Source organism: Ruegeria sp. YTSC106 (genome assembly GCF_059609765.1).
This window is the reverse complement of the sequence record NZ_JBXWMI010000002.1, coordinates 204495-225220: the sequence shown is the minus strand read 5'-3', so window position 1 is coordinate 225220 and position 20726 is coordinate 204495. Positions and strand designations below refer to the sequence as shown.

Annotated in this window: 21 protein-coding genes; 11 read left to right on the top strand and 10 right to left on the bottom strand. The window is 56.9% G+C overall.

The genetic code is table 11. The features are described 5' to 3' along the window. Positions 1-9: 9 nt before the first annotated feature. The 4 genes from AC2FEB_RS03370 to guaA all read right to left on the bottom strand — a co-directional run bounded on the left by AC2FEB_RS03370 (position 10) and on the right by guaA (position 4945). Positions 10-906 (bottom strand): DMT family transporter, encoded by an 897-nt coding sequence (locus AC2FEB_RS03370; protein ID WP_496672039.1) that lies wholly within the window; start codon positions 904-906, stop codon positions 10-12. Between the two features lie 102 nt (positions 907-1008). Next, positions 1009-2148 carry an OmpP1/FadL family transporter gene (locus AC2FEB_RS03365; RefSeq protein ID WP_117869125.1) on the bottom strand — a complete coding sequence of 380 codons (1140 nt, stop codon included), beginning with the start codon at positions 2146-2148 and terminating at the stop codon, positions 1009-1011. A 126-nt stretch (positions 2149-2274) separates the two neighbouring features. After that, positions 2275-3180 carry a DMT family transporter gene (locus tag AC2FEB_RS03360; protein ID WP_496883838.1) on the bottom strand — a complete coding sequence of 302 codons (906 nt, stop codon included), beginning with the start codon at positions 3178-3180 and terminating at the stop codon, positions 2275-2277. 205 nt (positions 3181-3385) lie between these two features. Continuing rightward, positions 3386-4945, bottom strand: a complete 1560-nt coding sequence (gene guaA / locus AC2FEB_RS03355) for a glutamine-hydrolyzing GMP synthase (protein ID WP_496672046.1) — start codon at positions 4943-4945, stop codon at positions 3386-3388. A 93-nt stretch (positions 4946-5038) separates the two neighbouring features. On the opposite strand from guaA, the gene AC2FEB_RS03350 reads away from it, so the two are divergent. Together AC2FEB_RS03350 and AC2FEB_RS03345 are read left to right on the top strand one after the other, a co-directional pair. Then, positions 5039-5488, top strand: coding sequence for a GNAT family N-acetyltransferase (locus AC2FEB_RS03350; RefSeq protein ID WP_496672049.1), 450 nt, complete (start codon positions 5039-5041; stop codon positions 5486-5488). 123 nt (positions 5489-5611) lie between these two features. Continuing rightward, entirely contained in the window at positions 5612-7156 is a 1545-nt protein-coding gene (locus AC2FEB_RS03345) for a trimethylamine methyltransferase family protein (protein WP_117869121.1), read from the top strand. Here the strand turns inward: AC2FEB_RS03345 and AC2FEB_RS03340 are convergent, their stop codons facing one another. Next, on the bottom strand, positions 7157-7456 hold the full coding sequence (locus AC2FEB_RS03340; RefSeq protein WP_496672053.1) for a DUF6477 family protein: 300 nt from the start codon (positions 7454-7456) through the stop codon (positions 7157-7159). A 240-nt stretch (positions 7457-7696) separates the two neighbouring features. Between AC2FEB_RS03340 and AC2FEB_RS03335 the strand changes: the two genes are divergently transcribed. After that, entirely contained in the window at positions 7697-8776 is a 1080-nt protein-coding gene (locus AC2FEB_RS03335) for a DUF6456 domain-containing protein (RefSeq protein ID WP_496672056.1), read from the top strand. Positions 8777-8824: 48 nt separating this feature from the next. On the opposite strand, the gene AC2FEB_RS03330 is transcribed toward AC2FEB_RS03335, so the two are convergent. Next, positions 8825-9373, bottom strand: a complete 549-nt coding sequence (locus AC2FEB_RS03330) for a peroxiredoxin (RefSeq protein ID WP_496672058.1) — start codon at positions 9371-9373, stop codon at positions 8825-8827. A gap of 263 nt (positions 9374-9636) precedes the next feature. On the opposite strand from AC2FEB_RS03330, the gene lipA reads away from it, so the two are divergent. After that, positions 9637-10587 (top strand): lipoyl synthase, encoded by a 951-nt coding sequence (lipA, locus tag AC2FEB_RS03325; RefSeq protein ID WP_117869117.1) that lies wholly within the window; start codon positions 9637-9639, stop codon positions 10585-10587. Next, entirely contained in the window at positions 10584-11735 is a 1152-nt protein-coding gene (locus AC2FEB_RS03320) for an amidohydrolase (RefSeq protein WP_117869116.1), read from the top strand. The genes lipA and AC2FEB_RS03320 overlap by 4 nt, the downstream gene beginning before the upstream one ends. A gap of 11 nt (positions 11736-11746) precedes the next feature. Here the strand turns inward: AC2FEB_RS03320 and AC2FEB_RS03315 are convergent, their stop codons facing one another. Both AC2FEB_RS03315 and hpt read right to left on the bottom strand, forming a co-directional pair. Then, positions 11747-12103: a hypothetical protein gene (locus tag AC2FEB_RS03315; protein ID WP_117869115.1), complete on the bottom strand. Its 357-nt coding sequence runs from the start codon at positions 12101-12103 to the stop codon at positions 11747-11749. 120 nt (positions 12104-12223) lie between these two features. Continuing rightward, positions 12224-12766: a hypoxanthine phosphoribosyltransferase gene (gene hpt / locus AC2FEB_RS03310; RefSeq protein WP_117872773.1), complete on the bottom strand. Its 543-nt coding sequence runs from the start codon at positions 12764-12766 to the stop codon at positions 12224-12226. Positions 12767-12838: 72 nt separating this feature from the next. Between hpt and AC2FEB_RS03305 the strand changes: the two genes are divergently transcribed. Continuing rightward, positions 12839-13285 (top strand): type II toxin-antitoxin system RatA family toxin, encoded by a 447-nt coding sequence (locus AC2FEB_RS03305; RefSeq protein WP_117869114.1) that lies wholly within the window; start codon positions 12839-12841, stop codon positions 13283-13285. Between the two features lie 37 nt (positions 13286-13322). Continuing rightward, positions 13323-14615, top strand: a complete 1293-nt coding sequence (locus AC2FEB_RS03300; RefSeq protein WP_496672066.1) for an MmgE/PrpD family protein — start codon at positions 13323-13325, stop codon at positions 14613-14615. Here AC2FEB_RS03300 and pyrC read toward each other — a convergent pair. Continuing rightward, on the bottom strand, positions 14612-15649 hold the full coding sequence (gene pyrC / locus AC2FEB_RS03295) for a dihydroorotase (RefSeq protein ID WP_496672069.1): 1038 nt from the start codon (positions 15647-15649) through the stop codon (positions 14612-14614). The two genes, AC2FEB_RS03300 and pyrC, sit on opposite strands and share 4 nt — an antisense overlap. Before the next feature lie 162 nt (positions 15650-15811). On the opposite strand from pyrC, the gene AC2FEB_RS03290 reads away from it, so the two are divergent. Together AC2FEB_RS03290 and AC2FEB_RS03285 are read left to right on the top strand one after the other, a co-directional pair. Next, positions 15812-16720, top strand: a complete 909-nt coding sequence (locus tag AC2FEB_RS03290) for an AAA family ATPase (protein WP_117872772.1) — start codon at positions 15812-15814, stop codon at positions 16718-16720. Positions 16721-16726: 6 nt separating this feature from the next. After that, positions 16727-17986 (top strand): vWA domain-containing protein, encoded by a 1260-nt coding sequence (locus AC2FEB_RS03285; RefSeq protein ID WP_496672072.1) that lies wholly within the window; start codon positions 16727-16729, stop codon positions 17984-17986. Positions 17987-17990: 4 nt separating this feature from the next. Here AC2FEB_RS03285 and AC2FEB_RS03280 read toward each other — a convergent pair whose 3' ends face one another. Next, on the bottom strand, positions 17991-18491 hold the full coding sequence (locus tag AC2FEB_RS03280) for a hypothetical protein (protein WP_117869110.1): 501 nt from the start codon (positions 18489-18491) through the stop codon (positions 17991-17993). A 229-nt stretch (positions 18492-18720) separates the two neighbouring features. Between AC2FEB_RS03280 and AC2FEB_RS03275 the strand changes: the two genes are divergently transcribed. Both AC2FEB_RS03275 and AC2FEB_RS03270 read left to right on the top strand, forming a co-directional pair. Then, positions 18721-19689: an XdhC family protein gene (locus AC2FEB_RS03275; protein WP_117872771.1), complete on the top strand. Its 969-nt coding sequence runs from the start codon at positions 18721-18723 to the stop codon at positions 19687-19689. Further along, the gene (locus AC2FEB_RS03270) at positions 19686-20714 is read left to right on the top strand and encodes a molybdopterin-binding protein (RefSeq protein WP_496883837.1); all 1029 of its coding nucleotides are present in this window, start codon (positions 19686-19688) and stop codon (positions 20712-20714) included. The genes AC2FEB_RS03275 and AC2FEB_RS03270 overlap by 4 nt, the downstream gene beginning before the upstream one ends. The last annotated feature ends 12 nt before the right edge of the window (positions 20715-20726 follow it).

Genomic DNA, 20726 nt, shown 5'->3' with positions numbered 1-20726 from the left:
CGCACGGCGTCAATCGCGGCGGCCAGCTCGGTTCAATACCAGAAGACCCATGGCAAGGATAACAAAGCCGAAATAGGCATTCGACGGCAGCGCTTCGTTTCGCAGAATCGCGCCAAGCACGATGGCGACAGGAGGGATAACAAGCGTCACCAGCATCAGGTTGCCGCTGCCCGCCATCGCCAGGACTCGATAATACAAAAGGTATGCCCCCGCTGTTGCCACAATGGCGTAATACCCAATCGCAGCCCAGGTGACCGCGGGCAGAGCAAGCGTTGGCACCCCGTCCGTCATGAGCGTCAGGGGCAGGATTAGTACGGTCGAGCCGGTCAGCATTCCAGCGGCCGCGACGACGGGGTGAAGGTCAGACAGATGATACCGCGCCCAAGCCGCGGCAAAAGCATACGAGAGCGTTCCGGCCAACACGGCAAGCTGGGCTGTGTTTTGCAGGCTGAAAGACGTGAAGGTCTGAATTCCGATGATGATTGAGACACCGAGAAAACCTAGGAAAACGCCGATCACCCGGGCTTGTGTCAAACGCTCATCTTTGAAAAACAGTGCCGCAACAAGAACACCAAAGATGGCCGTGGTCGCGTTCAGAATAGCGGTCAGGCCAGAGTCGATGTAAAGCTGACCCCATGCCATCAAGCTGAATGGGATGACATTGTTCAGCAACCCCATGATCAGGAATGCACCCCAGATGCGGCGTGAGCGGGGCAGGGAAAATCCCTTGGCCCAAGCTACCAGCCAAAGCACCAGCATCGCCCAGAACGTGCGGTGCAAAACCGATGTCATAACGGGAATGGAATCCAGGGCGATCCGAATGGCCACAAAGGATGCGCCCCAGATGACAGCCAGAAGAATGAGTTCGGCCCAGGCGCGCTGAGAAAGGTGTTTTTGCGTGTTCATGGCCGTACACTCGCATTCTGCAGACGGAACCGCGACCCGAAACCTACGCATAAAAAAAGGCTCCGCTGAAACAGCGGAGCCTTGAGGATAATCATCTTTGGATTAGTTCAGCGCGTATGTTATCTGGAAGCCTACGCTCCAGGCGCTGTTGCCAGTGAACGTTCCGCGTGCATTCGGGCCAGCGCCATTAGATGTCGCATCACCGATGTCGGTGTAACGAACACCGCCGGAAATCTTCGCATTCTCCAGCGAGTACGTTCCGCCCAGACCAATGCTCCAGAACCCGTCGGTCGGGCCGAGGTTTGATACAGGAGTGCCCTGGGAAGTCTCGTAGCCCAACGTCACAGCGCCACTGAACTCTTCCGAGAACTGATACCCCATGCCCAACGAATACGTGAAGGTAGAATCTGCGTAGTCAACAAGGTTGCTGGTGGGTGGGTAGTTTGGCGGGTTGTAGACGAGCTGTGGCCAGTCAACCCAGCGGATTGAACCGAACAGAAGCGTCTTTGGTGCTACACCTGTTTGAAAGTCAAGATTGATCGACTGGGGTGTTTCAATTTCACTCGAAGAGTTAACGGGCAAACCCCCAGTCAAAGCACTGGATTCTGTCTGAGAAAGATCGTGTGAAATCTTCGAGTTATAGGTAAGCGCAACTCTGGCAGCGATCTCAGGTTTTTCCCAAGCCACACCAACAACGTACCCAAATGCAACGTCCGCATCGGTATCAACGTTATACCCGGCAGCAAGCGGTACGGTAATATTTGCCGTAACACGCTGTGCGCGAACACCACCAATCGCGCTGAAGCCACCGTCGAATTTGTACCTCAGCAAAGCTGTAATCGCGTCTGTGTCAGCGGTTGCCTGCAAGACGCGGGGGTCTGACGGATTAGTCGGGTTGATCGATAGCGGAAAGGCTGCTGCGTACTGGATATCAGCACCAAAGGGCTGGTCGTACATGATCGCGAAATCGAGTTTTTCGGTCAGTGACGTTTTGTAGCCCAGATGCGGTGTGAAAAAGTCGTTCGCGACCTCACCGGAATCGACCGGTTGCCCAATGTTTGGTCCAGCTATAGCCGGCATGGTGCCCGTTACGCTGGGGTTGGTGTATCCCAACCGAAACTGAACCACTGATCCTTCTTCGAAGATCAGGTTTATGCCTTGACCACTGCGGTCCAGTCCGCCTGCGTATCCTGCCGTCGCTCCAGCACACAAAGCGCAGGTCGCGAGTAGTGTTTTTTTCATTCTGTCCTCCCTAACAATCTCCCGCGGGTTTCAATGGCGTTTAGCTGAGTGTGACGAACGCCTATCCCGTGTATGATGAGCGATACTCTCTTTTTGGTTACTTTAAGGTCAACTGGTGACGGTGCGTTACGTATTGCGACTAGTGTTTTCAACTGTTGCTAAACTGTTACGACTTTCGGACCAGATATTCAGGAAAATACCGGAAAAGATGACCGCGGCACCTATCAGGACCCAATGGTCGATGGGTTCGTGGTAAAGGATCATTCCGACCACTGCGATCGTAGGAAGCCTTGCAAAATCAAATGGGATCACAACTGTCGCCGGGGCGATGGCAAGAGCGTTGGTTATGCAGAAATGGGCCAACAGACCGGCCAGCCCAACCAGAATCAAAAAGGGTGCGCTTTGCGCTGTGGGCAAGGAAATCTGTCCATCAAAACCTGCAGCGATGGCCCCAAGAACCGCCTGCATGGTCGTAAGCCAGAAAACGATGCAGCCGATACTGGCAAAACGTGTGAGTTTTTTGGTCGAAATCGTTGTAAATGCGAAGAAAATCGCAGACGCGGCTGCGGTCACAAGGCCGGGGCTCAAGGGCGCCGTACCAGGGCGCGTAACAATTAGAACGCCGGCAAAACCAATAAGCGCTGCCGTCATCTTAAGCGTAGTAAGGCGTTCGTTCAAAAGCAGTGGCGACAGCAGAATCACCCAAAGCGGCTGGGTGAATTCCAATGCGAACACCTGCGCCAAAGGTGCAACAGCGACCGCATAGAACCAAAGATTCTGCCCTGTGAAATGCAGGGTGTTTCGCAGGGCGTGCAAACCCAAGCGTTGCGTGGAAACCTGAACCCAACCGCCTGTGGCAGTCAGTACGAGGGCGACAACAACAAACCCTACCAGGCTTCGGTACATCATGATCTCGAACGTGTCGTGCACGACGCTCAGTTCGCGACCAGCAACCGCCATCGAGGAGAAGGACGCGATGGCTCCAGTCATCCACAAGGCGGCCTTGAACGTGTTTTTTTGTGTCTGATTCACGTGCCACACCCCGACCTGGTCGCGCGGTGACGGCCCCGGTGTCGGGGCCTTCGCTACGCGATCAAAAAGATTGAATTCGTTGAATCATTGAAACGCTTATGAAGCGTCAGGTTCAAGGTCGCGTCCAACTTTTTCAAACACGGCTTGGAAGGAATTCCTCGGATCGGGTCGTTTTTGGCGTCGAACGCGGTGGTGTTTTGCCGGATCATTCCCACTCGATGGTCCCGGGCGGTTTCGAGGTGATGTCATATGTGCATCGGTTGATGCCCTTGACCTCGTTGATGATCCGGGTCGCCGTTTCGCCAAGGAACTCGTGGCTGAAGGGGTAATAGTCCGCCGTCATTCCATCGACCGAAGTAACGGCCCGCAACGCACAGGCGTAATCATAGGTGCGGCCATCGCCCATCACGCCCACTGTGCGGACTGGAAGGATGGCGACAAAAGCCTGCCAGATGTCATCATAGAGCCCGTGCTTGCGGATCTGATCGATGTAAATTGCGTCAGCCTCGCGCAGGATTTCCAGTTTTTCGCGGGTGATCTCGCCGGGGCAGCGAATGGCCAGACCCGGTCCGGGGAAGGGGTGGCGCCCGATGAAGCTCTGCGGCAGACCAAGTTCTCGGCCCAGTGCGCGGACTTCGTCCTTGAACAATTCACGCAGCGGTTCGACCAGTTTCAGGCCCATCTTTTCCGGCAGGCCGCCCACGTTGTGATGGGACTTGATCGTTACAGAAGGCCCGCCCGAGAACGACACTGATTCGATCACATCGGGATAGAGAGTGCCCTGAGCCAGGAATTCGGCGCCGTCGATGGTATCGGCGTGCTTCTGGAACACGTCGATGAACAGTTTTCCGATGATCTTGCGCTTGGTTTCGGGGTCGCTCTGACCTTCCAGTTCCCCCAGAAACAGCTCGGATTCGTCTGCGTGGATCAACTGAATGTTGTAGTTGTCGCGGAACATGCCGACGACTTCTTCGGCCTCATTCTTGCGCAGCAGCCCGTGATCGACGAACACGCAGGTCAGTTGATCCCCGATTGCTTCGTGAATAAGGATCGCGGCAACCGAGCTGTCGACGCCACCGGACAATCCGCAAATGACCTTCTTGTCTCCGACTTGTTCGCGGATCTTGCGGATCATGTCTTCGCGATAAGCGCCCATGGTCCAGTCACCCTTGAACCCGGCCAGCTTAACGAAGTTTTCATACAGTTTCGCGCCCTTGGGCGTATGGTGTACCTCGGGGTGAAACTGCACGGCATAGAAGTGCCGCGATGGATCAGCCGTGATCGCATAAGGTGCGTTGGGCGAGGTTCCAAATACCTCAAACCCCGGTGCGAATTCACTGACATGGTCGCCGTGGCTCATCCAGACTTGTTCATCGCCGTCCGCGAACCAGCCCTCCAGGATATCCAGTTTGTCTTTCGGTGTAACAAAGGCCCGACCAAACTCGGCTGTGCCATGGCCGCTTTCGACTTTGCCGCCAAGCTGATGCATCATCACCTGTTGGCCATAGCAGATGCCCAGGATCGGAACTCCATAATCGAAAATCTCTTGCGGAGCACGGGGCGAGCCCTCGCGCGTCACGCTGTCCGGACCGCCCGAGAAAATCACGGCGCGCGGCGCCATTTCCCGCACGAATTCCATCGTGACATTCTGGTAAGGGTGAATTTCACAATAGACATTCAACTCGCGCAGGCGGCGAGCGATAAGCTGCGTAACCTGGCTGCCGAAGTCGATGATCAGAAGGCGGTCGTGGGATGTCTGGGTCATAACCGGCTCATATGTTGCAAGCCTTGCATGTGCAAGCGGTATGGCATCATTTGATACAAAAGCTGAGTCAAACCGGCGGAAAGATCAGGTGCTATGTCGAAGATCAAATTCAGAACTGCTGATGTGGCGGATGCAGATGAGGTAACGCGGTGCCTGGAAAGTGCCTATGCAGATGCAACAAGCCTGATCGAGGACCTGCCGGACGTCACTGCCGGAATCGCGGATGACATCAAGACCCACCACGTCGTGCTTGCAATATCCGGCGGTATAGTCGGGGCCATCGTTTTTGATCGCGTCGACGACGCAATCATGGTGTTCAACCTGGCGGTTTCGCCTGAAGCCCAAGGGCAGGGAGTCGCGCGGCGATTGATGCAGTTTGCCGAAGAAGAAGCAAGGTTGCGCAAACTATCCAAGCTGAGGTTGCGAACCCATAAGATGATGAAGGGCACGATTGCCATGTATCTGCACATGGGTTGGAAAGTGACGGCTCAGGCGGGCAACGGTCTCACTATGGAAAAAGCGTTGGGGGCTGATCCCGACTAAATGGTGGCTTTGTTGGGGGGCGGCAATGTCGCTTTTCCCCCCAGAGCGCCGCAATCCCTATGCTTGGGTTCTGGCAAACCTGTATCAAAACGCTCAATCTAACCAACCAGACGGGATTTTCTCATGGCAGAGGCAAACACCCGGCGCAGGGCGAGAGGTGGCGGTGGCGCTGCCCGCCGTGCCGAGCGTACCGCAGTTCGTATCGAGACTGCGAAATACATCGAACGTAACATTCCGAATTTCGAGATTCTAAACGAAGAGGCGCTCGAGATTATCGAAAACAACGCTGAAACCGTGTTGGAAGAAATCGGCGTCAACTTTGTCGACAACCCGGCCGCGCTGGAACGTTGGCGCGACGCAGGCGCAGATATTGACGGTGAGCGTGTGCGCATCCCGCGTGGTCTGGCTCGTGAGCTGATCAAGACAGCCCCCAGCCAGTTTACCCAGCACGCCCGCAACCCCGAGAAATCGGTTGTGATCGGTGGCCGTAACATGGTTCTAGCCCCGGTTTACGGTCCTCCATTCGTGCGTGATGCACAGGGTGGGCGCCGCTATGCAACCATGGACGATTTCAACAAGTTCGTGAAACTTGCCTATATGTCCAAGTGGTTGCACCACTCGGGCGGTACGGTGTGTGAGCCGACCGACATTCCGGTGAACAAGCGCCATCTGGACATGCTGAAGGCGCATATGACCCTGTCGGACAAGCCTTTCATGGGCTCTGTGACCGATCCCAGCCGGGCACAGGATTCGGTTGAAATGTGCGAAATCCTGTTCGGTAAGGAGTTCGTGCAGGAAAACACCGTGATGACCTCGCTGACCAACATCAACTCGCCGTTGACATTCGACGACGTGATGATGGGCTCGCTGGAAGTTTATGCGCGCAATAATCAGGCCTGCATCATCTCACCCTTTATCGTGGGCGGAGCGATGGCGCCGGTCTCGGTGGCCGGTACTTTGACGCAGGTTCTGGCCGAGGTCATGGCCGGCGTTGCCTACAGCCAGATAATCCGTCCGGGTGCCCCCGCGATCTTCGGTGCATTCGTGACATCGATCGATATGAACTCGGGCGCGCCAACCTTCGGCACTCCCGAAGCTGCGCATATCACTTATGGTGCCGGCCAGCTGGCACGTCGTCTGAACCTTCCGTACCGGTCGGCTGGTTCGTTCTGCGGATCGAAATTGCCGGACGCGCAGGCAGCATACGAAACAGCGAACTCATTGAACATGGGCCTTCTGTCGGGCGTGAACTTCATGCTGCATTCCTGTGGCTGGCTGGAAGGCGGTCTGGTTGCCGACTTCGAGAAGTTCGTCATGGATGCAGATCAGTTGGGAGTATTGCATTCGCTGGCCAAAGGCGTTGCATATGACGAAAACGCTCAGGCCATGGATGCGATCCGCGAGGTCGGTCCGGGTGGGCACTATCTCGGCTGTGCCCACACGCAGGCCAACTTCAAGGAATCCTTCTGGAAATCCGAAGTGCTGGATTACAAACCATACGAAACCTGGCAGGAAGAGGGCGCGCGTGACACGAGAGCGTTGGCCACAGCTCGGGCTGAACATTTGCTGGCCAACTATCAGCAACCCCAGATGGATCCGGACACCGCTGCGGCTCTGGAAGCCTATATCGCCGAAAAAAAGGCCTCCATGCCGGATGCGTTTTCCTGATTATTGCAGAACCGAGGCGCGGCTGGCCTGATACAGCTGCGCCTCACCCAACAACGCAATAAGCAGATCCAGATGCCGCACCAGTGAGTATGCGGCATCGTCTTCTTTTCGCTGTTCATTTACCTCTTTTTCCATCTCGACCAAACGCACCAGCGCCTGACCTGAACTGGGCAGCGAACCGTATCCCAGAATGCGTTGCAGGTGCCTCTCCCGATTGTAATCCCGCGCCCCGAATCTGGCAGCACGCGCCAGCATGCGTGGGCGGCGGAGGGTAGCGATCATTGTCATCAGGTCCTGCATGTCGTGTCTCCCTTTTTCGAAATTTCAAGGGCCATGTGTTGCACAACCTTAGCGGGTGCTGCCTTTGTCAGAGTCCCTCCGAACGATGGTTTCACGACTGTTTATCTTTTTGAATCAAATCTGGTTCTTGCCTTGTGTGGTTAACGAACGAGTAACGAATGGACCTCTAGTTAGAATTGGTTAACCCGCATTCCGAGGGCGAAAAGTGGCAGTTTGTTTTGTCGACGAGGACAAATAATTATGGAAAACAACATGGCTTTCACCATTCCGGCATGGGTTCCAGAGGGGGCGCAAACGTACCTTGCTCATACCGAGACCGGTCGCTCGATCCGCGATATCGCTCGATCAGCCGGATGCCATGCATCGACGATCCTCAGACAAATTAGGCGCATCGAAATGCGCCGCGACGATCCATTGGTGGATGCGGCTTTGCAATCGCTTGCAGAGACGCATTTTTCACCTTCGGATTGCATCGACGGCCCGGCAATCGGGTCAGAAAACACCGCTGAAGAAGAGTTTGAAAACGAGGCGCTGCGTGTGTTGCGCCGCCTGAGCGAGACGGGTTCGGTCCTCGCCGTGGCCGAGGAAATGGACAAGGCTGTCGTCGTACGCGACACCGGCGAGGCAGGGGCAACTAGAACCGCGGTCGTAGAGTGCAGGTTCGCACAGGCCTTGGCTTTGAAAGACTGGATAACCTGCGACAATCCTGGTCGTATTTCGCGATATCGGATTTCCACAGCCGGGCGAACCGCGCTAAGTCATTTGATCGCCAAGGCAGAAAACAAGGCGCGTGCCGGGACAGACTTTGGTTTTGCCGAAGCTCAGAGTTCCTTTCAGGCCAAGCCTTCGGGCGGGTCTGCCGAGCGGGCCAAACGCATTCGATACAATGCTGCGGAAAGCCCGCTGATAGCGTTGGCGCGCAGAAGGGATCGTGACGGAAAGCCGTTTTTGGATGAATCCCTTGTCAGCGCCGGAGAGCGCTTGCGCGAAGACTTTGAGTTGGCACAGATCGGCCCTCAGGTTTCACAGAACTGGGATCGCTTTCTGACGACAGGCGGTCGAGGCAGTTTTGACAGTGAAAGCCATGGGGGCAAGGAAGCTTCTGATGCCAAGGATCGGGTTGCACGTGCCTTGTCCGATCTGGGGCCGGGGCTGAGTGATGTCGCGTTGCGGTGCTGTTGCTATCTGGAAGGACTGGAACTGGCGGAAAAGCGAATGGGTTGGTCAGCACGATCCGGCAAGATTGTTCTGCGGATCGCTTTGCAACGATTGAAACGACATTATCAGGATCAGGCGGAACGAGACCGGTTGATCGGCTGAACAGAAAAAAGGCCCGGTGTGTTCGGGCCTTTTCTCGGGATTTGCAGCTTAAGCCATTTCGGGTTCTGCTAACGCCCGCAGGTGTTTCATCAGGTTTTCCGGCGAGGACACGCCATAAGGGTCTTCTGGACAGTTATCCATCAAGCCGGGCTCTTCGAACCACGCTTCGACGACACCATCATCGACGATGGCCGCATAGCGCCATGAGCGCATACCAAAACCCAGATTGTCCTTGTCGACCAACATGCCCATTTTCCGGGTGAACTCCGCCGATCCGTCGGGGATGACCTTAACGTTCTTCAAGCCCTGATCCTGCGCCCATTTGTTCATCACGAAGCTGTCGTTGACGGACATGCAGTAGATTTTGTCGATCCCCATCGCCGTGAAATCGGCATAGCCGTTTTCAAAACCGGGAAGCTGGAAAGTCGAGCAGGTCGGGGTGAACGCGCCTGGCAGTGAGAACAGGATTACGCGCTTACCGGCGAAATAGTCAGCTGTCGTCTTGTCTTCCCAACGGAATGGGTTTGGTCCTTCGATGGAATCGTCGCGGACACGGGTGTGAAAGGTCACGTCGGGCAGTTTTGCGCCGGATTTCATAGTCAAACTCCTGTGATTCACATGTGGTTTTGGTGTGAATTAAAACAGTTCTAAACCGCATTCAATCGAGGAAATGCTGCGATTGCGAATAGGGTCAACGTTCCGCTAACTAATCAATTTAATAAGGAAATACTGATGCGCGCATGATGGCTTTCTGCGGTTGCGCGGTTGCAACGCATAGCGGCTATGCGCCGCTGGTGTAACACCGCGCTTCTGTCTATGTTATGAGCGACAAGAGTTGACCCAAAGTCAGGAAAACGACCGTGCGAGATCTGAAGATCCCCGAACAGCGCCATCCGGAAAAAGCCCATCGTCCGGACAATGCGCAGCCCAAGAAACCAAGTTGGATCAGGGTCAAAGCACCTGGCGGCAAAGGCTATGCGGACACGCGGCGGATCATGCGCGACAACAATCTGGTGACGGTCTGCGAAGAAGCCGGGTGCCCCAACGTAGGAGAGTGCTGGAGCCAGGGCCATGCCACCATGATGATCATGGGCGAGATTTGTACGCGCGGCTGCACCTTCTGCAATATTGCAACCGGTCGCCCCGACGATCTTGACGCGTTTGAGCCCGGACGCGTGGCTCACGCGGTTGAAAAACTCGGCCTGAACCATGTGGTGATCACCTCGGTGGACCGCGATGATCTGCAAGATGGCGGGGCTGAGCATTTTGCGCAGACCATTCGCGCGGTGCGTCATCGTTCTCCGAAAACCACGATCGAGATTCTGACGCCTGACTTCCTGAAATGTGATGAGGATGTCCTTGAGATTGTGGTCGAAGCGAAACCGGATGTGTTCAACCACAATCTGGAAACGGTTCCGGGCCTCTATCCCGAAGTCCGCCCGGGTGCGCGATACTTCCATTCCTTGCGCCTGCTGCAGCGCGTGAAAGAGCTTGATCCGTCCATCTTCACCAAATCGGGCATCATGGTCGGGTTGGGTGAAAATGAACAGCAAGTGCGTCAGGTCATGGACGACATGCGCGCGGCGGATATCGATTTCCTGACCATCGGCCAGTACCTGCAACCGACTCCGAAACATCACGGAGTGGATCGGTTCGTAACGCCGGAAGAGTTCGCATCTTACGAAAAGGCGGCCTATGGCAAGGGGTTCCTGATGGTATCCGCGACGCCTCTGACCCGGTCTTCGTATCACGCGGGTGACGATTTCGCCCGGCTTCGCGCGGCTCGGCAAGCAAAGTTGCAGCAGGCGTGACACCGGAGCGGATCGCGCAGCTCATCAGCTTGCGCCACGAGTTTCATCAACACCCGGAGCTTTCGGGGCAGGAGGAAAATACCGCAGCGCGGGTTGCTGATCTTTTGCGCCAAGCGGGTGCAGACAGGGTTCTGTGCGGCATTGGCGGGCACGGTGTGGCTGCCGTTTACGAAAGCAACGTTCCCGGCCCCACAGTTGGAATTCGATGCGAACTGGATGGACTGCCAATTCAGGAACTCTCGGATCTGGCTTATGCGTCTCAGATTGCAGGCAAAGGGCATCTGTGCGGCCATGATGGCCACATGGTGATGGTTCTCGGGGTGGCGGAAGCGTTGAAGGAACAACGCCCGAAGTCTGGCCGCGTGGTTCTGATTTTCCAACCCGCCGAAGAAACCGGACATGGTGCGATTGCTTACCGGGCCGATCCTCAGTTTGCTGAGGTTTCGCCTGACATCGTGCTGTCTCTGCATAACTTGCCGGGGCTGGAACTGGGCGCAGTAGAGCTGTGTGTAGGTCCCGCGAACTGCGCCTCGCGTGGGATGCAAATTGTTCTGACAGGCAAGACGTCACATGCAGCTGCCCCGCAAGATGGCGTGTCGCCGGCAGGTGCCTTGTCCAGGCTGATGCTGGCATTGGCCGGATTGGGGGCGGGCGGTGAATTGGATGACGACTACGCTCTGACCACAGTCACCCATGCCACTCTGGGCGAGCGCACAGTCGGCGTCGCACCGGGGCAGGCCGAACTATGGGTGACCCTGCGCACGGTTTCGGACGCGCGGATGGAGCGCCTGATGGCCGAGGCCGAATCCCTGGTTGCCGAAATAGCGAAGGTCGAAGGGTTGGCGGTGGAAATCAGCTATGACGAGGTGTTCGATGCCTGTGTCAATGATCCCGAAGCTGATACGGTTCTGGCAAAGGCCTTTGCCGATCAGGACGTCGCCTGCATGCTAGTCGATCAGCCACAGCGTTTTTCCGAAGACTTCGGCCAGTTTGGCAAAAGCGCCAAGGCGGCCATGTTCTGGTTGGGGGCGGGGCAGGACCATCCGCAACTGCACAACCCGGACTATGACTTCCCGGATGCGCTTATTCCGATTGGAACCGGGATTTTTCTGAGTGCGATTGATGTCGTGCTTCACAAAACCTGCTAGACGCGATCCACTCAATTGACCAGATCACCAACGATTCCAACGGCTTCTATAACTGTCTTCGTATCATCAGATATCGAGAGAATTTCATCATCTACCCGGATATAGCGCTGGCCGGGTCCCAACGGCTTAAGCTTCCAGTTTCCGAGGTCGTCAATGTAATCGAAACTCAGATCATCGGGCAACTTCTGGCCACGCGTATATCTTTTGATTTGACCGGGCGGAACAGCTTTGCCGTTTGACTTGATAGATTTCTCTACCTTGTTTTTATTGGCACCTTGCCCTTTGCCCTTGTTGTCCTTTGCAGCACCCGAACTTGAAAGTGCCACGATCGCCATAACGACACCAGCTGTCGCAACAATCCGCTTCATCGATAATCCCCCTAAGTTGATAAGGAGAGTAATCGGACACAATATAGCTTGTCTATTATTATTCGGATTTTTGAATTTAGCGTGCAAAGCTGAGCTTCAAACTGCCCAACAAAAGTGCATCTAGTCCTCGGTAAACCGAACCTTGCCGATAAAGGGCAAGTTGCGGTTGCGCTGAGCGTAATCGATCCCGTAGCCCACGACGAATTCATCCGGAATTTCAAAGCCAATCCAGTCTGACCGGAAATCAACTTCGCGACGGCTGGGTTTGTCGAGCAACGCAATGGACTTCAAACGAGAGGGCTTGCGGCTTTGAAGCAACTTGGTGACATGGTTCAGTGTGTGGCCCGTATCGACGATATCTTCGACAACAAGCACGTCGCGACTTTCAATCGCGCCGCGCAAGTCTTTGAGAATGCGGACTTCCCGGCTGCTTTCCATCGCATCACCGTAAGAGGATGCCTCAAGAAAATCTACCTCGATGGGAAGATCCAGCTCACGTACCAGATCGGCGATGAAGACGAAACTGCCGCGTAGCAATCCCACGACGACCAGCTTGTCCGTATCGCCGAACTCATCCGTTATCTCGCGGCATAACTCCTCGATTCGGGCAGCGATGGCCTTGGCCGAGATCATCTCATCTATCACATATGCGCGGTTAGTCATCGCAGCCCCCTTGATCTTTGGCGCGCAACATACGACATGACGCGCCATTGTCACCTGCAAATACCGGACATCATGCCAATCCATTCGGAAACCCGCCACCTGCCATACACAGCCCAGCAGATGTATGATCTTGTTGCGGATGTAGGCAGTTACCCCAAGTTTCTGCCCTGGTGCGCCGCGGCCCGGATCCGCAAGACCTATGCGGTTGGTGAGGCCGAGGTGATGGAGGCCGATCTGGTCATCTCGTTCAAAGTGTTCCGCGAACGGTTCGGCAGCCGGGTGACTCTGTTTTCCGATCAGAAAAAGATCGACACCGAATATCTCGACGGACCTTTCAAATACATGAAATCCGACTGGCAGTTCGAGGACGCGCCCGATGGGGGTTGCAACATCTCGTTCCATGTGGATTTCGAGTTCAAGAACGCCATCCTGCAAGGGATTATCGGGGTTGTGTTCAACGAAGCCATGCAGCGGATTGTGCGCGCCTTCGAGGCACGTGCGAAAGAACTCTACGGCTAGGCCTTTACCCTGCAAGGGCGCACGCTAGACTGCGCCCATGACGGATTTCACAGCAGCATTGGCCACCTTCGCGGCGGGCCCGGTTTCAACGACGGCTCAGGCGAGGGTTGTCACATCTCTGTCTGTTCTGGATTGGGTTGCAGTTGGTCGTGCTGGGGCCTCCGAGCCCGTGTCTTGTACGGTTCGCGATATGGTTCTGGCCGAGGGCGGGAACGCTCAGGCCCATCTGTTCGGCGGAGGCGCGGCCCCTTTGCGCGGCGCAGCTTTGGTGAACGGAACTGTTTCCCATGCGCTGGATTACGACGACACGCATTTTGCGCATATCGGGCATCCTTCAGTTGCCATTCTACCTGCCGTCCTTGCCGTAGCCGAATGGGATGACCGCATTCTGGTTGACTTACTCGAAGCCGCGCTGGTCGGGATGGAAACTTCAATCCGTGTCGGCCTGTGGCTGGGCAGGGGCCATTATCAGGCCGGGTTTCATCAGACAGCGACATCCGGTGCATTCGGAGCTGCCGTCGCCGTCGGTCGGTTGCTAGGACTGGATAAAACCCAGATGCGGTCCGTATTGGGTTTGACAGCAACGCGCGCGGCTGGGCTGAAGGCCCAGTTCGGAACCATGGGCAAGCCTTACAATGCCGGGCTAGCCGCTTCGACCGGGGTTGAGACGGCTCTGCTTGTTCAGCGTGGATTTCAGGCCAACGCCGACGCGTTGGAAGGCACGTACGGATTTGGCGCGACCCATCAGGGTGCAGCGGATCAAAACGCGCTGGATGGTTTGGGCGATGAATGGCTGTTCGAAACGGTAAGCCACAAGTTCCACGCCTGTTGTCACGGCCTGCACGCGGCGTTGGAAGCGGCACGCGCTCTGGACATTGCGGAACCCGAAGTGGCCGAGCTCAAAATCAAAACCCATCCCCGATGGATGAGCGTTTGCAATCAGCTGTCGCCCACAACCGGGCTGGGGGCAAAATTCTCTTACCGAACGGTCATCGCGATGCAGGCGCTGGGGTATGATACGGCTTTGCCGGGCAGCTACACCGACAAGGTCTGCGCGGACCCGCGCATGACGTCTCTGCAAGACCGCATCACGGTCGAAGCGGATGAAAGCCTGTCGGAAACGCAGGCGCATCTGGCCTTGCTGCGTCGCGACGGTGTTCGCCGCGAGACAACGCATGACCTGATGACCCCAATGTCGCTATCTGACCGCGAGGATCGTGTACGCGTCAAAGCATCGAAGCTGATCGGGACGGATGAGACAGACGCGATCTGGTCGATGCTGCGCACCGGAGGTCGCGCCCGTGATCTGGCTGAACGTATGGCGGGTTAAGCCACGCGCCAGTGCAGTGGAAAGCCCGGGTCGAACACCGTGACAGGTCCATCGTCCGTGTCGATCTTTGACGGGTATTCAACCGGTTCGCCCTTGGTCAGGGTAATCGTCTCTTCGTTCACAGGCAGGCGGTAAAAGCCCGGCCCGTTGAGCGAGACGAACACCTCCAGCTTGTCCAGAGCACCTTCGCGGTCGAACATCTCGGCCACCAGAGACATGGTATTTGTCGCAGTGAAACACCCCGCGCAGCCGCAGGCCATTTCCTTGTTTGCATCCGTGTGCGGAGCGCTGTCCGTGCCCAGGAAGAACCGCGCGTCACCTGACGTTGCAGCAGCCAGCAGGGCTTGGCGGTGTTCCTCGCGCTTGGCGACCGGCAGGCAATAGTAATGCGGTTTGATCCCGCCCACCAGAATATGGTTGCGGTTGATGATCAGGTGGTGCGCGGTGATCGTCGCACCCAGATCCGCCTCGTTGGCTTTGACATAGTCGACACCATCGGACGTGGTGATATGTTCCATCACCACGCGCAGTCCCGGCGTCGACCGGCGGATCGGGTCCAGAACGCGGTTGATGAACACGGCTTCGCGGTCAAAGATGTCGATCTCTGTGTCGGTCACTTCGCCATGAACACACATGGGCAGACCGATCTCGGCCATTTTCTCCAAAACCGGGCGCACTTTGTCAAAGTCACGCACGCCCGAGGCCGAATTGGTCGTGGCCCCCGCCGGGTACAGCTTGACCGCTTTTATCAGCCCGCTGGCATGGGCGGCAGCGACGTCCTGCGCATCTGTATCCTCGGTCAGGTACAGGGTCATCAGCGGCTCAAACCTCATACCGTCGGGCAAGGCGGCCAGGATCTTGTCGCGGTAAGCGGCAGCCTGATCCCCGCGTATAACGGGCGGCACGAGGTTCGGCATTATGATCGCACGGGCGAAATGACGTGCGGTTTCGGGCAGAACGGCCTGCAACATGGCGCCATCGCGCAGATGCAGATGCCAGTCGTCGGGGCGGCGGATGGTGAGGGTATCAGTCATGATCTTCCGCTAGCATAGCTGCCCCGAAAGACCAACCAGCGCAGTACGAGTTGCCGAAAAAACTTGTCAACCAACCGGAACGTCGTAGCTCAGGCAGGGGGTAAGGCCTTGACGCAAGGGCGCTTGCGTGACCTGTTTATCCGCGAAGAAGAGAGAGGTTCCATGACGCAGCCTAATTCCATTGATGCCGTGCAGCAGATGCTGGGAAGTCAGGGCTATGTCTGCGGGCGCGCCCTTGCCACGGTTGTGTTCCTTTCGCTGAAGCTTGGTCGCCCGTTGTTTCTGGAAGGTGAAGCAGGTGTCGGAAAGACGGAAATCGCCAAGGCGCTGGCATCCGGTCTGAACCGCCGTTTGATCCGATTGCAGTGCTACGAAGGTCTGGACGCGTCCACGGCGGTTTACGAATGGAACTTTCCGGCGCAGATGGTCGCGATCCGAACGGCCGAAGCTTCGGGCGGAGCCGACCGAGGCGCGTTACAGGCGGAACTGTTTTCGGATGAATACCTGATCGAACGCCCGCTGCTTCAGGCAATGCGCCCGGACGAAAACGGAGCGCCGGTTCTTCTGATCGACGAACTGGACCGGACCGATGAACCGTTTGAAGCCTTTCTGCTGGAGGCCCTCAGTGATTTTCAGGTCACAATCCCTGAACTGGGCACTGTTGCAGCCCCCGAACCACCCATTGTGATTGTCACGTCGAACCGGACCCGCGAAGTGCACGATGCCCTCAAGCGCCGCTGCCTGTATCACTGGGTCGATTATCCCGATTTCGAACGTGAGATCGAAATTCTGCACGCGCGCGCGCCCGAGGCCGCCGATGCGCTCAGCCGCGAAGTTGTGGCTTTCGTTCAGCGTCTGCGCACCGAGGACCTGTTCAAGAAACCCGGCGTGGCCGAAACCATTGACTGGGCCAAATGTCTGCTGGCGCTGGACGTGATGAATCTCAGCCCCGAGGTGATCGGTGATACGCTGGGTGCGATCCTGAAATACCAGGACGACATCCAGAAGCTGCAAGGGTCTGAGGCCAAGCGCATTCTGGATGAGGCCAAAGCGACGCTTGAACCGGCCTGACGCGTTATGGCCGAACAAATCCCGCTGGAAATTCCCGACAACCCGAAGCTGGCGCAGAACATTACCCATTTTGCCCGCGCGCTGCGGAAGGCGGGTCTGCCGATTGGTCCGGGGCGGGTGATTGACGCAATTCGCGCGGTGCAAGCCGCGGGTTTTACCGAGAAACGGGATTTCTACTGGACGCTGCACGCCTGTTTCGTAAATCGTCCCGAACATCGCACGGTCTTCGCACAAGTCTTCCGAATGTACTGGCGCGACCCGCGATACATGGAGCACATGATGGCCATGATGCTTCCCGCCATTCGGGGCGTGCAGGAGGATCGCAAGGCGGATGCTGGCGAAAAACGCGCGGCTGAGGCCCTTCTGGATGGCGTCGAACACGACACGCCCGAGCTGGCGGCACAAGACGAAGGCGAAACTGAAATCGAGATTGACGCCACGCAGACGGCATCGTCCGAGGAGCGTCTTCGCAATCTGGACTTTGAACAGATGAGCACTGCCGAAATCGCGCAAGCCAAGCGCGTTTTGGCGCGGTTGACCCTGCCGGTCAAGCCCATCGAATCCCGACGAGGTCAATCCAGCCATCTGGGGCACCGCATTGACCGTGCCCGCACTTTGCGAGCAGCCATGCGGCAAGGAGGAGAGTTGCGCGATATCGCCCGGCTAGAGCCCAAACCGCGATGGCCAAACCTTGTGGCCCTGTGCGACATCTCAGGTTCAATGAGCCAGTACAGCCGTGCCATCCTGCACTTCCTGCACACGGTATCGAACGCTAAGGGGGCAGGTTGGGCCAAGGTTCATGCTTTCACTTTCGGCACGCGCCTGACCAACATAACCCGCCACTTACGTCAGCGGGACGTTGACGCAGCTCTTGCAGCTGCCGGGGCCGAGGCGCAGGATTGGGAAGGGGGCACGCGCATCGGCGACTGTCTGCATCAGTTCAACAGAGACTGGTCAAGACGGGTCATGGGGCAGGGGGCCGTTGTTCTGCTGATCACCGACGGATTGGAGCGGGGTGAACCGGAGAGGCTGGAGAAAGAGGTTGAGCGGCTGCACCTGTCCTCAAAACGCCTGATCTGGCTGAACCCGCTACTGCGCTGGGACGGGTTTGCCCCCAAGGCTCTGGGGGTGGCGGCCATGCTGCCCCATGTCGACAGTTTCAGGGCAGGGCATTCAATAGCCTCGCTCGAAGATCTGGCCTCCGTGATCTCACAACCCGATGACCAGGGGCAGAAAGCACGGCTGTTGGCCGCGCTTTCCGAATAGTCGCCTATGACAACTGTTCTTCATTGCACTTACGGGCCATTTCCATAGCTTTGTATGTGCCGGTCAGATCGACTGTGAAAGCGTATGACGTTTCGGGGAAAACGATCATGACCTTTTTCTTGGCCAGATCATCCGCGAATTGAGGGCTGTCTGACAGGACATAGCCACCGGAATAGCCCTTGGTGATATTGCCTTTCATACCTGTGGCTTCACCCAGATAGATGTTGTCCCCGATCAAGATGGCCACTTCTTGTGTCTCGCCACGTTTGATGTCGGTCTCCGCCTTGGTGAATACCCCCACATATCCCACGCCGCGATCTTCGGTCAGGCCCATCTGAACGACGTTTTCCGCATCGTCCACGGCCTCGATCAGGCAGGATTTCTTCTCGTTGTCGATGAAGACTTTCCAGCCTGCTACTTCTCCGTAACGTTCGAATGTGTCAGCCCACGCTGCGGTTGAAGTCAAAAGGCCAACCACTGCGCCCAATGCAAGAAAATGTTTCAACTGCTTGTCTCCAAAAAAATGTGTTTGATATGCGGCTCGGTCACTTGGCCGGCTGCACGCGCAGGCTAAAACCCGTGGCACTAACAATCAATGCTGTGATTTCTTGAATACAGTTCGAGCATTGATATCGGCTCACAAAGCTCAACATAGACGTTTTGGTAAGGGCGTTGCGCTTTTCATCAGGCCAATCCTGCTTATGTTGGGAAACAGACGACGTCTGGAGGTTCTGATGGAACGATTCGACAACAGTCCGGAAACGGCACTGAAGTGGCACCGCGATGGCAGCGGCGCCGCGCTTGCTACAGTTGTCGAAACCTGGGGCAGCGCGCCGCGCCGGGTTGGTTCCCAACTGGTGATCGGCGGCGATGGCCGGATCGAAGGCTCTGTGTCGGGTGGCTGTGTCGAGGGAGCAGTGATCGTCGAAGCGCTTGAAGCCATTGACGAAGGCGAGGCCCGATTGCTGGAATTTGGGGTGAGCGATGAAGACGCCTTTGCGGTCGGGCTGGCCTGTGGCGGAACCATACGCGTTCTTGTAGAACCCGTCGGGAAGGTTCTGCCCGAACCGATGTTGGCGGAACTGGTTGCAGCCCGCGCGGCTCGTGAACCGATTGCTTATGAAGTCAATATCGATACCGGGCACAGGGCCTTGCGCCGAAATGCCTATGCGGAACGGTTGCGTATGGATCGTTCTGGATTTGAAGAAGATGGCCGGACCTTTGTAGCGGTACACAACCCACCGCTACGGCTGATCATTGTCGGCGCGGTTCACATCGCGCAGGCACTGGTGCCGATGGCGCGCATAGCTGGGTATGATCCGGCCATTATCGACCCGCGCGACGCATTTGCCTCCAACGCCCGATTCCCGGGGGAAACGATCCTAACGGATTGGCCGGATGAGGCTGTGGAAAAACTTGGGCTGGATGCGCGCACCGCAATTGTCCTGCTGACGCATGATCCAAAACTGGATGATCCGGCGCTGCAAGCTGCACTGGATGCGGGTGTGTTTTACATTGGTGCCTTGGGATCAACACGTACCCACGCCAAACGCGTCGAGCGTATGAAAGCGGCCGGTTTCAGTGATGAGCAAATCTCGAGGATTCATGGGCCAATCGGGTTGGATATCGGGGCTGCCGGCCCATCCGAGATTGCCGTTGCAATTCTGGCGCAGATGACGGCCGTTCTGCGAGGCAAGGCATGAGGTTTGGTCCGGTAGCAGTCTCCGAAGCAAAAGGTGCCATTCTGGCTCATTCGGTGACGGCGGACGGGAGAAAACTGCGTAAAGGACTGTCGTTGCAGGCAAAGCATGTGACACAGTTGACGCAGGCGGGCATCCGCGAAGTGATCGTTGCGCGCCTTGAACTCGGTGATTGCCATGAAGATGAAGCCGCACGCACCTTGGCCGCAGCTCTTGCGCCAGATGCGGCGTCGGCCAATCTGCGCGTGACCGATGCGTTTACCGGCCGGGTCAACCTGTTGGCGGACGCGCCGGGCGTGGCAGTTCTGGATGTGGACGCACTGGAGATGTTCAACCGGGTCAACCCGATGATTACGGTTGCGACGGTTCCGCAATACCAGCAGATGGGTCCGAAGGGCATGGTCGCCACCATCAAGGTCATCTCATATGCCGTGCCAGAAGCTGATGTTCGGCGGGCCGCCAATCTGGCGCAAGGGGCCGTGCGTCTGGCAAGGCCCGTTCACAAGACAGCAGGTTTGATCGTTACGGATATCCCCGGTGGCCCCTCCAACGAAAAGGGGATCGCCGCCATTCGCGGGCGGACCGAAGCCTTGGGTCTGGATTTGTGTGATGTGCAGATTGTACCGCATCGCGTGGAAGCATTGGCCAAGGCGGTTTCCAGGACTGCTGGTGATTTGCTGATGATACTGACCGGATCCGCGACCTCGGATCCTGATGATGTTGCCCCATCTGCTGTTCGGCTTGCCGGCGGGCAGGTGGATCGGTTCGGTATGCCGGTTGATCCGGGAAACCTGCTGTTTCTGGGTTCGATGCAGGATCGACCGGTGATCGGGTTGCCCGGGTGCGCGCGATCTCCGGCATTGAACGGGGCGGATTGGGTTCTATCGCGTATTGCCTGCGGGATCGAAACGACCGGGGCAGATATTGCCGGAATGGGTGTCGGGGGATTGTTGAAGGAAATCCCGACCAGACCTCAGCCCCGCGCCAAAAGAAAAGAACAATCCGCCGCTGATCCTGAACGAAGCTGAATTCTGGTGTTG

Bases quoted from the DNA above. Each gene is read 5' to 3' on its own strand.
- AC2FEB_RS03370 (WP_496672039.1), bottom strand. From the start codon at position 906: ATGAACACGCAAAAACACCTTTCTCAGCGCGCCTGGGCCGAACTCATT.
- AC2FEB_RS03365 (WP_117869125.1), bottom strand. From the start codon at position 2,148: ATGAAAAAAACACTACTCGCGACCTGCGCTTTGTGTGCTGGAGCGACG.
- guaA (WP_496672046.1), bottom strand. From the start codon at position 4,945: ATGACCCAGACATCCCACGACCGCCTTCTGATCATCGACTTCGGCAGC.
- AC2FEB_RS03350 (WP_496672049.1), top strand. From the start codon at position 5,039: ATGTCGAAGATCAAATTCAGAACTGCTGATGTGGCGGATGCAGATGAG.
- AC2FEB_RS03345 (WP_117869121.1), top strand. From the start codon at position 5,612: ATGGCAGAGGCAAACACCCGGCGCAGGGCGAGAGGTGGCGGTGGCGCT.
- AC2FEB_RS03340 (WP_496672053.1), bottom strand. From the start codon at position 7,456: ATGCAGGACCTGATGACAATGATCGCTACCCTCCGCCGCCCACGCATG.
- AC2FEB_RS03335 (WP_496672056.1), top strand. From the start codon at position 7,697: ATGGAAAACAACATGGCTTTCACCATTCCGGCATGGGTTCCAGAGGGG.
- AC2FEB_RS03330 (WP_496672058.1), bottom strand. From the start codon at position 9,373: ATGAAATCCGGCGCAAAACTGCCCGACGTGACCTTTCACACCCGTGTC.
- AC2FEB_RS03315 (WP_117869115.1), bottom strand. From the start codon at position 12,103: ATGAAGCGGATTGTTGCGACAGCTGGTGTCGTTATGGCGATCGTGGCA.
- hpt (WP_117872773.1), bottom strand. From the start codon at position 12,766: ATGACTAACCGCGCATATGTGATAGATGAGATGATCTCGGCCAAGGCC.
- AC2FEB_RS03305 (WP_117869114.1), top strand. From the start codon at position 12,839: ATGCCAATCCATTCGGAAACCCGCCACCTGCCATACACAGCCCAGCAG.
- AC2FEB_RS03300 (WP_496672066.1), top strand. From the start codon at position 13,323: ATGACGGATTTCACAGCAGCATTGGCCACCTTCGCGGCGGGCCCGGTT.
- pyrC (WP_496672069.1), bottom strand. From the start codon at position 15,649: ATGACTGATACCCTCACCATCCGCCGCCCCGACGACTGGCATCTGCAT.
- AC2FEB_RS03290 (WP_117872772.1), top strand. From the start codon at position 15,812: ATGACGCAGCCTAATTCCATTGATGCCGTGCAGCAGATGCTGGGAAGT.
- AC2FEB_RS03285 (WP_496672072.1), top strand. From the start codon at position 16,727: ATGGCCGAACAAATCCCGCTGGAAATTCCCGACAACCCGAAGCTGGCG.
- AC2FEB_RS03275 (WP_117872771.1), top strand. From the start codon at position 18,721: ATGGAACGATTCGACAACAGTCCGGAAACGGCACTGAAGTGGCACCGC.
- AC2FEB_RS03270 (WP_496883837.1), top strand. From the start codon at position 19,686: ATGAGGTTTGGTCCGGTAGCAGTCTCCGAAGCAAAAGGTGCCATTCTG.